This is a genomic window from Petrocella sp., from assembly GCF_059865615.1.
Genome location: NZ_JCBCDA010000069.1, coordinates 1 through 13224 on the forward strand (window position 1 = coordinate 1; position 13224 = coordinate 13224).

Annotated in this window: 26 protein-coding genes and 12 tRNA genes; all 38 read right to left on the reverse strand. The window is 31.3% G+C overall.

Going from position 1 to position 13224, the window contains the following annotated elements; genetic code table 11:
- Positions 1 to 125: 125 nt before the first annotated feature.
- Positions 126 to 530, reverse strand: coding sequence for a hypothetical protein (locus AC6F8J_RS07905; protein ID WP_500722336.1), 405 nt, complete (start codon positions 528 to 530; stop codon positions 126 to 128).
- Positions 531 to 583: 53 nt separating this feature from the next.
- Positions 584 to 853 carry a hypothetical protein gene (locus AC6F8J_RS07910; RefSeq protein ID WP_500722338.1) on the reverse strand — a complete coding sequence of 90 codons (270 nt, stop codon included), beginning with the start codon at positions 851 to 853 and terminating at the stop codon, positions 584 to 586.
- Positions 846 to 1043 carry a hypothetical protein gene (locus AC6F8J_RS07915; RefSeq protein ID WP_500722340.1) on the reverse strand — a complete coding sequence of 66 codons (198 nt, stop codon included), beginning with the start codon at positions 1041 to 1043 and terminating at the stop codon, positions 846 to 848. Before AC6F8J_RS07915 ends, AC6F8J_RS07910 begins: the two co-directional genes overlap by 8 nt.
- Positions 1044 to 1069: 26 nt before the next feature.
- A complete protein-coding gene (locus tag AC6F8J_RS07920) occupies positions 1070 to 1603 on the reverse strand; it encodes a 3D domain-containing protein (RefSeq protein WP_500722342.1) in 534 nt (177 codons plus the stop codon).
- Between the two features lie 259 nt (positions 1604 to 1862).
- The gene (locus AC6F8J_RS07925) at positions 1863 to 2063 is read right to left on the reverse strand and encodes a hypothetical protein (protein WP_500722344.1); all 201 of its coding nucleotides are present in this window, start codon (positions 2061 to 2063) and stop codon (positions 1863 to 1865) included.
- Positions 2063 to 2332, reverse strand: a complete 270-nt coding sequence (locus AC6F8J_RS07930) for a hypothetical protein (RefSeq protein ID WP_500722345.1) — start codon at positions 2330 to 2332, stop codon at positions 2063 to 2065. Before AC6F8J_RS07930 ends, AC6F8J_RS07925 begins: the two co-directional genes overlap by 1 nt.
- A gap of 3 nt (positions 2333 to 2335) precedes the next feature.
- Positions 2336 to 2632 carry a hypothetical protein gene (locus tag AC6F8J_RS07935; RefSeq protein WP_500722347.1) on the reverse strand — a complete coding sequence of 99 codons (297 nt, stop codon included), beginning with the start codon at positions 2630 to 2632 and terminating at the stop codon, positions 2336 to 2338.
- A 40-nt stretch (positions 2633 to 2672) separates the two neighbouring features.
- The gene (locus AC6F8J_RS07940; protein WP_500722349.1) at positions 2673 to 3197 is read right to left on the reverse strand and encodes a hypothetical protein; all 525 of its coding nucleotides are present in this window, start codon (positions 3195 to 3197) and stop codon (positions 2673 to 2675) included.
- A gap of 148 nt (positions 3198 to 3345) precedes the next feature.
- Positions 3346 to 3618 (reverse strand): hypothetical protein, encoded by a 273-nt coding sequence (locus tag AC6F8J_RS07945; protein ID WP_500722351.1) that lies wholly within the window; start codon positions 3616 to 3618, stop codon positions 3346 to 3348.
- Positions 3619 to 3622: 4 nt separating this feature from the next.
- Positions 3623 to 4018, reverse strand: a complete 396-nt coding sequence (locus AC6F8J_RS07950; protein ID WP_500722353.1) for a hypothetical protein — start codon at positions 4016 to 4018, stop codon at positions 3623 to 3625.
- Complete coding sequence (locus AC6F8J_RS07955; RefSeq protein ID WP_500722355.1) at positions 3999 to 4220, reverse strand: hypothetical protein; 222 nt, start codon at positions 4218 to 4220, stop codon at positions 3999 to 4001. The genes AC6F8J_RS07950 and AC6F8J_RS07955 overlap by 20 nt, the downstream gene beginning before the upstream one ends.
- A gap of 80 nt (positions 4221 to 4300) precedes the next feature.
- Positions 4301 to 4948: a hypothetical protein gene (locus tag AC6F8J_RS07960; RefSeq protein WP_500722357.1), complete on the reverse strand. Its 648-nt coding sequence runs from the start codon at positions 4946 to 4948 to the stop codon at positions 4301 to 4303.
- Between the two features lie 293 nt (positions 4949 to 5241).
- A complete protein-coding gene (locus AC6F8J_RS07965) occupies positions 5242 to 5760 on the reverse strand; it encodes an HD domain-containing protein (RefSeq protein ID WP_500722359.1) in 519 nt (172 codons plus the stop codon).
- A 58-nt stretch (positions 5761 to 5818) separates the two neighbouring features.
- Positions 5819 to 6016, reverse strand: a complete 198-nt coding sequence (locus AC6F8J_RS07970) for a hypothetical protein (RefSeq protein ID WP_500722361.1) — start codon at positions 6014 to 6016, stop codon at positions 5819 to 5821.
- Positions 6017 to 6119: 103 nt separating this feature from the next.
- Positions 6120 to 6341 carry a hypothetical protein gene (locus AC6F8J_RS07975; RefSeq protein ID WP_500722363.1) on the reverse strand — a complete coding sequence of 74 codons (222 nt, stop codon included), beginning with the start codon at positions 6339 to 6341 and terminating at the stop codon, positions 6120 to 6122.
- 26 nt (positions 6342 to 6367) lie between these two features.
- A tRNA-Leu gene (locus tag AC6F8J_RS07980) sits at positions 6368 to 6452 on the reverse strand.
- A 98-nt stretch (positions 6453 to 6550) separates the two neighbouring features.
- Positions 6551 to 6862 carry a hypothetical protein gene (locus AC6F8J_RS07985; RefSeq protein ID WP_500722365.1) on the reverse strand — a complete coding sequence of 104 codons (312 nt, stop codon included), beginning with the start codon at positions 6860 to 6862 and terminating at the stop codon, positions 6551 to 6553.
- Entirely contained in the window at positions 6862 to 7215 is a 354-nt protein-coding gene (locus tag AC6F8J_RS07990; RefSeq protein ID WP_500722367.1) for a response regulator, read from the reverse strand. Before AC6F8J_RS07990 ends, AC6F8J_RS07985 begins: the two co-directional genes overlap by 1 nt.
- Before the next feature lie 53 nt (positions 7216 to 7268).
- Positions 7269 to 7342 (reverse strand) — tRNA-Gly (locus AC6F8J_RS07995).
- A gap of 238 nt (positions 7343 to 7580) precedes the next feature.
- Positions 7581 to 8021: a GatB/YqeY domain-containing protein gene (locus AC6F8J_RS08000; RefSeq protein ID WP_500722369.1), complete on the reverse strand. Its 441-nt coding sequence runs from the start codon at positions 8019 to 8021 to the stop codon at positions 7581 to 7583.
- 226 nt (positions 8022 to 8247) lie between these two features.
- Complete coding sequence (locus tag AC6F8J_RS08005; RefSeq protein ID WP_500722371.1) at positions 8248 to 8619, reverse strand: DUF1937 family protein; 372 nt, start codon at positions 8617 to 8619, stop codon at positions 8248 to 8250.
- Positions 8620 to 8922: 303 nt separating this feature from the next.
- Positions 8923 to 8998: transfer RNA gene (locus AC6F8J_RS08010), tRNA-Ile, on the reverse strand.
- A gap of 17 nt (positions 8999 to 9015) precedes the next feature.
- A complete protein-coding gene (locus AC6F8J_RS08015; RefSeq protein WP_500722373.1) occupies positions 9016 to 9294 on the reverse strand; it encodes a hypothetical protein in 279 nt (92 codons plus the stop codon).
- Between the two features lie 52 nt (positions 9295 to 9346).
- A tRNA-Cys gene (locus tag AC6F8J_RS08020) sits at positions 9347 to 9423 on the reverse strand.
- Complete coding sequence (locus AC6F8J_RS08025; protein WP_500722375.1) at positions 9424 to 9672, reverse strand: hypothetical protein; 249 nt, start codon at positions 9670 to 9672, stop codon at positions 9424 to 9426. It lies immediately after the preceding tRNA gene.
- A 161-nt stretch (positions 9673 to 9833) separates the two neighbouring features.
- Positions 9834 to 9919 (reverse strand) — tRNA-Gln (locus AC6F8J_RS08030).
- A gap of 50 nt (positions 9920 to 9969) precedes the next feature.
- Positions 9970 to 10209 carry a hypothetical protein gene (locus AC6F8J_RS08035; protein WP_500722377.1) on the reverse strand — a complete coding sequence of 80 codons (240 nt, stop codon included), beginning with the start codon at positions 10207 to 10209 and terminating at the stop codon, positions 9970 to 9972.
- A gap of 24 nt (positions 10210 to 10233) precedes the next feature.
- Positions 10234 to 10698 (reverse strand): hypothetical protein, encoded by a 465-nt coding sequence (locus tag AC6F8J_RS08040; RefSeq protein WP_500722379.1) that lies wholly within the window; start codon positions 10696 to 10698, stop codon positions 10234 to 10236.
- Between the two features lie 309 nt (positions 10699 to 11007).
- Positions 11008 to 11095 (reverse strand) — tRNA-Ser (locus tag AC6F8J_RS08045).
- An 11-nt stretch (positions 11096 to 11106) separates the two neighbouring features.
- Positions 11107 to 11196 (reverse strand) — tRNA-Ser (locus AC6F8J_RS08050).
- 42 nt (positions 11197 to 11238) lie between these two features.
- On the reverse strand, positions 11239 to 11502 hold the full coding sequence (locus tag AC6F8J_RS08055) for a hypothetical protein (protein ID WP_500722381.1): 264 nt from the start codon (positions 11500 to 11502) through the stop codon (positions 11239 to 11241).
- Positions 11503 to 11510: 8 nt separating this feature from the next.
- A complete protein-coding gene (locus tag AC6F8J_RS08060) occupies positions 11511 to 11675 on the reverse strand; it encodes a hypothetical protein (protein ID WP_500722383.1) in 165 nt (54 codons plus the stop codon).
- A gap of 153 nt (positions 11676 to 11828) precedes the next feature.
- Positions 11829 to 11904 (reverse strand) — tRNA-Met (locus AC6F8J_RS08065).
- Between the two features lie 7 nt (positions 11905 to 11911).
- Positions 11912 to 11984, reverse strand: a tRNA-Glu gene (locus AC6F8J_RS08070).
- Between the two features lie 8 nt (positions 11985 to 11992).
- Positions 11993 to 12067: transfer RNA gene (locus tag AC6F8J_RS08075), tRNA-Thr, on the reverse strand.
- A gap of 224 nt (positions 12068 to 12291) precedes the next feature.
- Positions 12292 to 12367: transfer RNA gene (locus AC6F8J_RS08080), tRNA-Ile, on the reverse strand.
- A gap of 291 nt (positions 12368 to 12658) precedes the next feature.
- Positions 12659 to 12734, reverse strand: a tRNA-Asn gene (locus AC6F8J_RS08085).
- Between the two features lie 9 nt (positions 12735 to 12743).
- Complete coding sequence (locus AC6F8J_RS08090; protein WP_500722385.1) at positions 12744 to 13121, reverse strand: hypothetical protein; 378 nt, start codon at positions 13119 to 13121, stop codon at positions 12744 to 12746.
- Positions 13122 to 13224: the final 103 nt, after the last annotated feature.

Here is a 13224-nt window from a genome sequence, read left to right on the forward strand (position 1 = left end):
ACGAAGGGTGATGGCGGCTTGTTCACGCTTGGTGAAGCCTCCTTGAGATTCGTATACCTTGCCCACTCCGGTAGCTTGGCACTGTGAGAATGTACGCTCTGGCATGGCCAGTTGATCGAGGTTGTTCATCCCTGCACCTCCGTCCATTCGCGGAAGATCTTACTCCCAAACAGCCCGTACTTGGCCCACTTTGCCAACTCGTCCATATCTGTTATTTCTTCCCTGCGAAACACGGTGCGTGGCTTGGGGGTGCGAGTGATTCCCTTCAGTTCAACGACTCTGTCTCCTCCGCAGCATATGCATTTACCTATAGAATCGTAGGCGTTTACTTTAGATTTGGTACCGCAATCATCACACCACCAACGTGTTATTTCCACTTCTTCAAACTCTTCTTCCTGCGGCGGAAAGGCGCGGGTGCGGAGTTCTTTGAATCTTGAAGGGTAAAGTCTTAACTTTAGCCACTCAAGTTCCCACTTAATCGCTGCCGTTAAGCGAGCGTTCTCTTCCTGTAATTTCTCATAGCTTTTCATTTCAATTCATTCCTTTAATGGGCTCATACAAAAAAAATATAACATTCTATTAATTACTTTTTATTAATTGTTTTAATCATTGCATTATGTTCTCGTACGCAATATCCACAATACTCAAAAGCATTATGATAAACAATATAAGGCTTATTTTCCTTACATAATAGTAAATGATACTCTTGTCCACTTTTCTTAAGATTGTCCTTTATAAGGGCTAATGCAGGCGTTGAAGGTAGTTTTCTAATAAAACCAAGTACATTTGTTTTACTTTTACCTGAAAACATTTCTTTATTTATATCAAAGTTATCAATTTCAATTTCAGACATGCTCTATGCTTTCTATGTTTTCCATGAGGAAGTTATAATCTTTTATTTCCGAGATAAGCTTATTAAAATCTTTCTCTTTATTTAAGATTAGGCTAATAGTTTTTTTATCAAAAGTAACTTCATTAATTTCGATAATCTTTAAAATTAAAAGACCTTTAAAGAAAAAAGAAAAATCATTTATTTTTTTCATATCACTTTTTAAAGTAATCTCAATTTTTATTCCAGCCATGATATTTCAATAGTCCTTAAACCAAATAATTTTGCTGCTTTCTTATTTGCATGCATGATATCGATTCTCTTTGACCATCTTTGATTCATTCTATCTGGTGCTCTTGTAATTCCATACCCATTTATCACTACCATTTTATTTAAACCACCAATTGCTTTTTCAACATCCCTTGATAATGCAATTTCTCCTGGCCTAGATGGCTGACCAGAAGCAGTAACCTCAGGAGTAGCATCACATTCATCAACTGAAGCAGAATATGCGGTTGCTGTTACTGTCATAGTTTTAACTTCTTTGAAATCTTCAACATTAAAAGCACTACAAATAATTTTCTTATACTTATTATTCATTTGCTGGAGAGCTCTATTGTCTTCTTCTAATTTTTTATGCTTACCATAAAGTGAAGCTTCTTCAGATTTAAAATAACCTAATATCAATAAATTAGAAAGTAAAGAAAATAATATAATTACAATTGTTACTATTTGACATTTTTTCTTGTCTATGGTTCTTCTTTTATATTTCATTATAAAATAAGACAATTAATTTAAAAACTAATTATCTATCTCCAATAGGTGTTAATGCAAAATAGTTTTTTACAAATTAATTAAACATAATTGGCAAATATTGTAAACTATTCACTAAGTTTGGAATATATTTTATCATTCCAAGTATAATTACATTTTTTACAATGATAATGCGCTGGTTTATTCCATCCATCATCTGATTCTATCTCAACTTCTTTTTTTGATCCACATTGTGGACATAATATTACTTGATTATTCATTATATTTGAGCTAATACATTCTCATTAGTCTCAATTATTCTATCATTATTTTGATCTGTTCTTTTTAAATATTTAGGAGCATTATATCCAAAACATAAATAACATGGGTCTTTACCATTTTCAATGAAAATAGTACAAATTTTTTTATTATCATTTATAAGATTATTACACGTTCTACATGCAGCATTAAAATCTTTCATTAATCTACATCCTCTTCATCATTATCAGCATCAATTAGCTCATCATAGCGATCATCTACCTCATCGAGAAATTCTTCAATGTGTAATTCGCACGCTAGAATTACCTTTTCTTGAATAATCTCAGACCTTGCAGTTTCATAAATTAAATCATCATTTAATTCTTCAAAAGCTAATCTTGCTCCATCAATTTTTGTATTTAAAAGATTAACAGTCTTTTGAAGTTCTTTAATTGTTTTTTTTAATTGATTAATTTCTAAATCACTAGACATAATTCACCTCGTAAGATAATCTTCAATTGTTTTATTCTCTCCTAAGAATGAAATAATTTCATCAATAGAAGCTCCGATGTCTAACCAATCTCTGACTTGAGTGGGCCTTAATAGATAAATATTTTCATCTTTAAGACTCATATATTTTATAATATCATCAACCTCAAAGTCATTATCAAACCAACCAATCGCATCTACTGGTTCTATATTTTCTTTTTTTAGCTTAATGGCTTCATCATAACTAATATCAAAGCTTTGCCATCCTTCACTAATGTACCAACTATCTGTTCTAATTTTCATTACTAACAAGCCTTTATAGTTTTGTCTAATTAAATTTATATTATTTGCCTATAAAAATCTTACTCATTGCAACATGCTGATTATATTGATAAAGCATAACCTCAAGATCACTTTCATCTATATTGCTTTTTATAATATCACTATTTAATATTATTCTATAAAGATCATAACTTTTTGTTGTAGAATAATGAATCCATAATAATAAAAACATTTTCATATTAATATTTAACAATGCACTGATTGTGGTATATACTACATAGAGAGCTTCAAATGAAATAAGAATTGTAGAAAAATTCATTAAGTCATGCTGATCTACACATATAGATAATGATACTTTATCAACATTTAAATAATCATATAAGATTTCATTTTTCATTTTTGGCTTTAATTTAGCAAATAAAATATGCGATACTAACTCTTTCTTTTCAAGAAATAGCTCATCACAAATTGACTTAAAAGAAGGATAATATTCAATTATAGTTTCCTCTATAATATCATATTCTCTTGATGGCAATTCAATTATTTCATTAAATATAAGATATAGCTCTTGAGCTCTTTTATTCATTTCTAACCCATTTTTTCATTATAGCACCAATTTCTTATGTTCTGGAGTAGTTCTCGAAATAAAAGCATTTAAGGCAATCGCTATTTTTTCAGCTTTATTTGCTAGTATTAAACTGCCATGGCCTTTTAGATTAATTGCAAAAAATTTATTATCCCTCCAGGGGGGATACCGCTTTGATAGAATCAAACTCTTCAATAGCCCCACATGGAATTTTTTCATTATCTTTCTTTATTTTTTTTGGACACCATTCTGGAACTTCTGGAACATCACGAGACCATTCAACATATCCAGCAATTTTCTGCTTATTAATCAAACAGTACATATCATATGCAAATCCAGCATTGACTGTTCTTTCTGTTACCAGAAAAGGACAATCAATTGGATTATTGCATTTCAATAATTCTATCCCTATGATTGGCATATAATTAACTCTTCTCTGAGCAATCCTTGCAAATATAAGATACCCATCCAGTTGTACAAATAATGTTTTCTTCAGATCCACACTTTTTACAGATCTTGATACTGTCAGATTCAGCTTCAGCAATAAAAGAAGCAATTCTATTATCTGAATGTGAATTAAAATAAATGCGCAAATAGCCAAACTTTTCTTTAGCTTGAAGAACACAAGGAATTGTGAGGTTTTGCTCCGTACAATAAGTCATAATCTCATCACATAAGTGATAAACAATGCCAAGCCATGCATCAGGAATTTCTAAACCATATGAAATGGGATATTTTCTATTTACTCGAATTTCTTCAGGGAAAATAATAGGAAATGTATTGAATAAAAGTTGTTGTAATTCATTTTTCATTTTTTCCACTTTCGCTACAGAAATGAACTGCCCCACATCTTTTACATGTTAATTGATCATCTTTTTCTCGAATTTGAAATTTTTTTTCAAAAATTCTTCTTTGTTCTTCATAAGCATTATAATAATGTAACCTTAAAGATTGTCCTTCTGTAAGACCTTTATAATATTCTTTCTCTTTATCAATCTTACCAAAAATATAGCCAATAAACACAAAACATAAAACACAAATGAATATAAACATTTAATCTTTCCTTATCTAGTATAAATATAAATTTTCTAATAGAAATATAATCAATGATGGCTGAATCTAATATATGATAAAAATTTTTCCCAATGACTTCCATGCTCTAATTCACATCCTAGATGACCATCTCCATCAGAAAACTCACCTTGCATAAATACAGTTGGCTTATTATTCCCATAACCTTTCATATTACAAATAAAGGTTCTGACTTCATTTGTAAATCTTTCTTTTACTTCTGGTTTTTGATACCATTCATTTTTAATGCATAATCTTTCTTCAATAGGAATATCATATTCATTTCTAATTTCTGGATTTTTAGCTTTAGCGCTCTTAATAAAGGATTCCTTATATTTTTCAAACTTAGTTTTATTATTCCAGTCTCCATATTCTTCATGATATCTAAATTCAGACAATAATTCATCAAGAATTATATCTTCATTTGATTCTTCTTTATTGTTATCTAAGCATTTATGACAGAAAGAAACATTTTCTGCCTTTATAAGCAATAAATCGAAATCAATTGGGAATTCCTTCAGCCTATCAAATAGGCCTTGAACAATTATAGGTGCAATAAAATCCTTTTGTTCTCTAAACCATATTTCGGCAGCTTCTTCAACATTGCCAGGAATTAAAGTGCATCCAACAATAAAACTTGAAGAGCTTGAATTTGTCACAAAGTCACTACGATATTTCATAATATTTCTCCATAGACTTTAATTAAGAAAGTCGATTCAATTCTTCTTTAATTTTTTCTGCAGTTTTTGGAAACTATGTAGTAAATACGTCTAAATCACAACTGTACATATTTATTCCATTTAAAATAAAAAAAGAGCCAATACTTAATTAAAATAATCAAATATCAGCTCTTTAAATAAAAAATCAAGGGATAGGGTTTTACGATATGTTCTGATTATGTTTAGTGGTCTAATAATATAATCATAAAATTCATGCTCTACAGCTTAAGCTATTAGTTAAAAATATTAAAGTTTTATTTTAAAAGTCTATCTAATTCTTCCCACATATCTTGTCTTGGGAATTCAGGATACCATAAAAAGTCTCTAAAGGAAGATTGCTCCTTACGATACATTCCTAAGATAGGTTGATTCATTTTCCGAGAATAGCAAACATTAGCTATCCTATCGGCAAGTTTTAAAGTAATTGCTTTTTCATTAGCTCTAATTCCAGGATAAGTTAGAGCATGTCTTTCAGCTCTATTCTTTCCTTCCTTATTGGTAACTAATTCAACTAATTCAACAACATTTTGTGGAAAAAGCAAACGAAAAGTATCTTTATCAACTTTTGTATCTTCAAGAACGTCATGTAAATATCCAGCAGCTAAAATATCATCATCCCAACAGAAAAATAAAATCAATGTTCTATATACTCTGTCACAGTGATAATAATACTCTTTTGTTTCTCCATACATTTGCCCTTTATGAGCAGCCTTAGCAAATAAAGCAGCAAATGCTACATCATCACTACTATGTCTTCTTGTATATATTTCCATAATCTTTAATTTATCTCCAGATGGAAGAAGCCTTAGTTTCTTTCATCGAAAGAGCTACTTAAGACTTTTCTTGTCTATCAAGTGCAGCCAATGCAACTTTATCGTTGCCAGTAGCGCCATAGCGCTTAAGATGACGTTTAATTTTATTAACTTTGTGCTTACGGGTTGTGCGAGTCTTTTCAAGTGTTTTTCCATTTTTATTATTCGCCTTAGTTTTGCTACTTTGACGACCATTTGCTTTACATGTTCCAGCCATAATTTTTTATCTCCATATATAGGGGCTTTAACTAAATGGACAATTTCTTTAATTCTTAGCAAATAAATCCTTTATCTGGATGTAATGTAGCAAGGAATGAAGTTTATATGGATGAGGATAAGCAGAAAGATTTAAATATCTCTTTCTCAACTTCTAATAGGGCCAAATACATATTATGTTTATTAGTTTTCTTTTCTTTATAAATTTCTTTTTTATATTTTTCTTTAAAAAGCTCTAGCATTTTAGTTGCAGCCATATAATGATGAGTTGTAGTACAAGATCTTAAAACTTTTTCTACTTTTATTGCATCTTTAAAGAAACACATATAATCTTTCCTTTCTCATTAAGGATTGGTACGCTCGGGGAGATTCGAACTCCCATGCTTTTCAGCACCAGATCCTAAGTCTGACGCGGCTGCCAATTACGCCACGAGCGCATATTTTATCTATTTTTTAAAGAAGGCCCATTTTTCTCTGCCAGTTCTGAATCCTTTGAAACTTCATAAATGTCTTTAATCCAACTCATAATTAGCTACTAGATATCTAAAGAGATATCCTTAAAGTATTGAATATTATTACGTGCAAGCCAGAAGCTTAATACATAAGCAGCATCATGGTCATTTCCATTTCTCCCAATTAGCTTATAGATTCTACCTGAGTTAGTCTTTCCAGTCATTGTATCTTTATCAAATTCAACAATCTTAGAACTAACTCTACCGCCAAATTCAGTTTGATTCCATCCTATAAAATGACGATTTCCACCTTCTTTATCAACCTCAATAATAGTCCATCGAACTAGTTCAATCTCAGGAAGCTCATTAATTGTTTTAGATGCCCAAATTGCCATTAGATTATCATCCTTAAAATTTTTCTTAATTGATCTTCTTTAAATGGTTTTGTTAAGAATGTAGCAGCTCCAGCAAGTTTTGATTGTTGAATTGCTTCAGCTCCACCGTCACTTGTAAGAAGAATGCAAGGTATAAATTTATGTAATTTTTTTATTTCTTTAATTAAAGTATATCCATCAATCTTAGGCATATGCAAATCAGTTATAACTAAATCAACACGATTAGTTTTTAAAAAGATTAATGCATCTTGACCATTTTCAAAATCAAAAACATTATAATCTTTTTTTAACGTATCTATTAACATTACTCTTATTGTAATTGAATCATCAATAATTATTATATTTTTTTTCATATTTTACCTCTCCTCTAGAAAGTATCTAGATATGTTAATAAAGAGATAAAATTTGGAGCGAGATAAGGGACTCTAACCCTTTTCTTTAGCTTGGAAGGCTAAGGCACAAACCATATACCAATCTCGCATTAATTTTTATAACATAACTTCTTATAAAACTCTAGCTCTAAGTTATACCTGCATTCTTTAATATAGTTATCAATCTGAGGAATCACAACTTGTCTTTGCTCCACAAAGGAAACAAGTATAATCGGTAATAGACTTTACAGTTCTTGGAGAGGCATTCCATATATGATGCCTATTCCCATATAGGTTTTTACTGCATTCATCAGTCCATGCACGATCACTATTTGTCCCATAGTTTTTTACTGGTTGATCCATTCTTTAATAACTCCTGAAGCTAACTTTCCATCATATTGCCCAGAAAAGTTCTCTTTGAAATATTTCATATAATCACCCATCGTCTTTGCCCCATAAACTTTAGCAATAGTACAAATAGCAAGAATTTCTTTTTTAGTCAATTGCTTAGGAAGAAAATCTTCAAGAATAGTTTTTTCAAGATATTGAATTGAGGCATCTTTTCTTTGACTTTCAAGAGCTTCAATTGTAACATTAATACCTTTAAGAAGTTTCTTAATTGCAGTAATGCAATCTTCATCGGTAATAGACCTCTGACCATCATCTTTAACAATGCGTTCAATATCAGACTTTAAAAGACCAAGAATATTTGCCTTACGAACAAATTCATAATCTCCAGCTGCTAATTTACGAGCAGCAAACCAATCTTTTTTTATAGTTTCAAACATAAACTATCTCTTTCATTTTCTATTAGAAATTCAATTTGATTTGCTATATTAGATGGGGTAAGAATTCTTTCATTGCAACATAAGCTTAAATCTTCTTCCCCCTCAACCAACATTGTATATTCCTTACACTTTGAGCATATAAAACAGTCCATATTAATCTCCAGAAATTAATTCATCTATAGAAAAATAGATTCCATAACAAGGATCTTTTGCTTCCTATCTATTATTATATTTCTTCAAGTGGAATATAAGCTATTGGGATATTGCGATCTCTTGCTAATTCCAATTCCTTTTTTACTTCTACTGATGTTTCCCATCCATATAACATTAAAACATGAACTTCATCACATGTTTTTAACTCTTCAACACAATAGTCATCCCAATATTCAAACTTTGCAGAAACACCATATTTTTCAGAAAGATGGATTCCTGCTACGATTGGAGAAACTGGACATATTCCGTTATGTAAAAGCTTTATAAAATAATATTCAGCGTTTTGAAGTCTTGCAAGAGCAAAGTTCTTATCAATATGCTTAAATGGTAAACTAATAAATACTCTTTTCATTTTCCTGCTTTCATCCACTCTTGCGTGAACCATAGTTGACCACATCCTGCACCAATATCATCTTGCCCCACTGGATCAAATTTTCTAACACTATATCCTTCAGAAAGAAATTCTTGCATTATCTTTTCACATCTTTCAGAAGAGATTTGCTTACTAAGAATATCTTTTACAGGTATGCACATTATCCTATCAGCTTTCCAACTTTCAATGACGGTCCACTGTTTATCTTTAAAAGTTTAGATACATCTACAGATATAATATTGTCGAATCTACAATATCTTTTGAATCTAAGTTATAACTAAGAGAGCCTGCCAATTCTTAGACGATACAAGATTTTGGTAGGGATAGTTGGAATTAAACCAACGACCTCAGCTTTATCAGAGCTGCGTTCTTTCAACTGAACTATATCCCTATATTTTTTATTAATTTTTAAAAAGTTAGTTTAATTAAGCATAGTCCAGCTTTTTCATTATTTTCAGAACTATTTGTTATTTCTACTTTTTTCCATCCAGTTAAAATATATTTATCTTTGATTATCTTTTTAAGATATAAAGGAATCTCTCTGCTTAAAGTAATTTCAACAGTATTTTGATTTTTAATTTCATTATCTTTTATAAGAGCTTCATCAAGGATAAGTTCAATAGCATTTGCTTCATTAACCAAATGTTTTTGAAATTTTTCTTTTGCTACTTCTGGTCCAATAGCCATCTTTAATATCCTTTATTAAACAGATTATTATTATTATTATTATTATTATTATTGGAGTCTTGTGAGGGACTTGAACCCACGTTTACAGTTTTGCAGACTGTCTCCTGAAACCAACTCGGATAACAAGACTTATTTCTTTTCTATAATCCACTTATTACATTCAAGATTATCTTCATTTATCTTAAAATACTCATCGAATGAAACTAAATCATTATCACATGCATAGTCTAACAATTTAAATCCCATATCTTTATAAAAAGCACATGTATAACATTTTTTCATTTCTGGATTAAATACACAAGATTTTTCATGAATAATTGTATTATTCGGATCATCAAATGAAGCTCTACAAAAATTACACATCCATACTTGTCTCATGTATTTATCCTTTAAAATATTTTTCTCATTCTAGCAGAGTCTCACTAGCGATACCTGTTAATTCAGGTCATATTTTTTGCTTCACTATAATGCTTTGCGTCAAAGGCTACTAGACTATAGGATAGGCCACGAGATTTTTTTTTAAAATTAAAGTTAAACTATGGAAGCCCTAATTGGACTCGAACCAATAAATACCTTAGTATGGCACCTTCAAAGGGTGCTGCCTTACCAATTAGACTATAGGGCTATTAATTTTTATCCAAGACTTTTTTCATGCTACTAGGAAATACCTAATAACTATTTTTTAATTGTTAAAAATCTTTCAAAAATAGGCATTCCTTTTTTAAAAAAATTATAGCCTATCATAATACTTATGAACCAATACAAAGTTTCTGGAAACTCAGCAATAGGATGAAAAAACCAAAAATGAGTCGCATATCCAAATGCAATCCAAAGCATTACTCTACCAAGAGAAATCTTTGATTTATCTAAATCTCCATTCTCATCTATATCACAAAACAAGCTACGAAATGTCATCTTATTTAATCCTTTATACTTTTTTTATCTTGGATTCTTAGGAGACTTAAAGTCTCTCATTGGTCCACCAGTTTTCTTAAATTCAGGGACAGTAGGTGCTTCATAAATAAGCTTCGCTGCACGCACATCAATCCAAGCATTATCAACTGGGAGACCTTTTTCAATCGTACTAGAAGCTATTTCAAGTCGGATACACCCATTTAAAAAAGTAACAATCCCGACTACAATACCAGTATAAGTACTATGAATATCTTTAACTTTATCATTCATTTTAAATGAATGCTCGATTAATGGAGTGGCTTCCATTTTATCAATTGAAACTATCTCAAGTTGATTTTCATCAAACCAGACCCCTTTTGCTGGCTCATTATCTTTAATTTCCATAGGAGTTAAACAAAATCTATCAATATTATAAATATAAGTAGCTTTAGCTGTAATTAAACCAGAAAATCCAGAAATTTTATCTTTAGCGATATCTCCGAGCTTCATTTTTTCACCTTATATTAAAGTTTGGTATGCTATGAGAGATTTGAACTTAAAATAATACAGTTATTAGTAGATATTAGTTCAAATCAAAGAAATATTTCTATTTACGAAAGTAAGTCATGAAAATAATATATTAGTTTTATAACCTAGTTATCATCAAGAGTTTTACAATGAAAATATAAAACTCTAAGATATTTCTAAAAGATAATTGGTACCCCCACCCCGGATCGAACGGGGATTTCAAACTTAGAAGGTTCGTACACTAGTCCGTTGTGTTATGGGGGCACATATTTAATTAATCGATGCTACATTTGGAGGTAGATGTAGGATTCGAACCTACGGAACTTTTACGCCCAACGATTTTCAAGACCGCCGCTTTCGACCACTCAGCCAATCTACCTTAACTATTATTGGAGGAAGAAGAGAGAGAGAGTCGAACTCGCAGAACTAAAGTCCTGACAGTTTAGCAAACTGCTTCCCTACCGTTAGGAGAATTCTTCCAATTATTTAAAATGATCAATATATTTTTTTAACAAAATATATTCAAGATAGACATTCTTTCAACTTATGTATTTTTGATTCGAGTTCAACAATTCTATCAAGAATAATTTTTTTTAGCTCATCTTCATCCATTTCTTCAAGAAAGACTTTAGCCATACCATATACTTTTTCATCTTTTTGAAGAAATTCATACCATGAAAGACCATATTCATAATTATAAGAAACTCTTTCATGTCTGTTATCAATTTCATCTGACATTTGGCATAATGAATCAAAATCAAACCAATAAGGATCTGGAATTTTCATATTAAATTTTACTTTCTTCTATACATTTTCTTCCACGCTGCAGCATTTAACCTTTTATTTCTTTCTTGAATTATCGTTTTATACATTATCTCAAGATTATCATCAGGGATTGCTTTAAGTGTAATAGATAGTTGTTCAAATAATTCTTTTTCTTCTTGTTCTGTCATATTCATATCCAATTGGCAGGGGTTAACAGATTTTCACTGTCATCTTGGCTTTTAATAGCCATGTTTTAAAAATTAAACTATCACCCTATAAATTTTCCCTCGGCTCTTCCATGATCTAGGAAGAATTTAATATATCCGTATAAATCTGAGGATTTAAACTGGTTGCGGAAGCTGGATTTGAACCAGCGATCTTTAGGTTATGGGCCTAACGAGATGACCACTTCTCTATTCCGCAAAATTGATATATCTGATAAGAATTGAACTCACGTTTTTTAGAATGAAAATCTAATAAACTAACCACTATTCGACAGGTACATGAACTTTGGAGCCAACTAGAGGATTCTAACCCCTGACATCCTCATTACAAGTGAGGCGTTCTAACACTGAACTAAGCTGGCATTAATTTTCAGAGCTTAAATTAAAGTTTGATCTTAATATTATTATTGAAATTATAAGTAAAAAATATTTTACAATGTAAAGAGCTTTGCTACGCATCAAGTCAATTAATAAACTACAACTAGTTATGGCGACTACTTATAATTGTTCATTAGTTCGCATGATGAAGGATTTACCATAATCCTTTCTCCAACGTATCTCTTCGTTAGTGACCGACATTATAAATTGGTAGGGATGAATGGAATTGAACCATTGATCACACAATTATAAGTTGTGGGTTTTAACCGCTAAACTACATCCCTATGTTTAGTGGAAGTTAAGAAGCTTGAACTCTTGCCCACCCCTCCCCGCATGCGAGGCAGGGGGGGGGGGCTCTTTCAACTAAGTTAACCTTCCATAATGCATTTAGCTTTACTTAAAGTATAATAAGGAAGATTTCAAAATATACGATTTTTACTATCACCTTATTTCCATATTGTTCAAGCTAAAATAAATTGCTGCTGACCTCTCCCCACATCACTAATTAAAGTGCCATCTGGCGTCAGCTTTGTCTACTCTAAGATGGCCCTTGTTGAGTAGATATTCCATTTTTTTGGCTCCAGTAGAGAGGTTCGAACTCCCGACCTTAGTGTTAACAGCACTACACTCTCCCAACTGAGTTATACTGGAATGAATTATTTATGCAGGAACATTTTCTGCATCCTTTAAAGCGTTACGAGCTGCTTCAGCAGCTTTTGCTAAAGGAACAAGCTCTTGTGCCCATACTGGTAGAGGAGCAATTCCAAATTTATTTACTTTAAGATTTGGGTTATTGAAATAACGTTCAACCCGACCAACAAAGTCAATAATGTCTTCTTTGTTATAGTGAACTCTGCGATTACGACGATCAGTCTTTGCACGACCAATTGCCATCTTCTCCATCAGTTCAACTGTTACTGTTTTGGTTTCAATGGGATTCACAAATGAGTAACCAATTTTGATTTCTCCATCTTCGCGAAATGCAACCATTACACCGCGCTTGCCATTTTTCTCATCACGAGCATACTGTTTCAGCATTGTCTTTTCCTTCTTTTAGAGTTTTTTATTTTGCCACATAGTCTTTAGTCTGATAAGCAAGTGGCCAACGAAGAGTTGCTCTTTTGTTTAATATGACATAGAG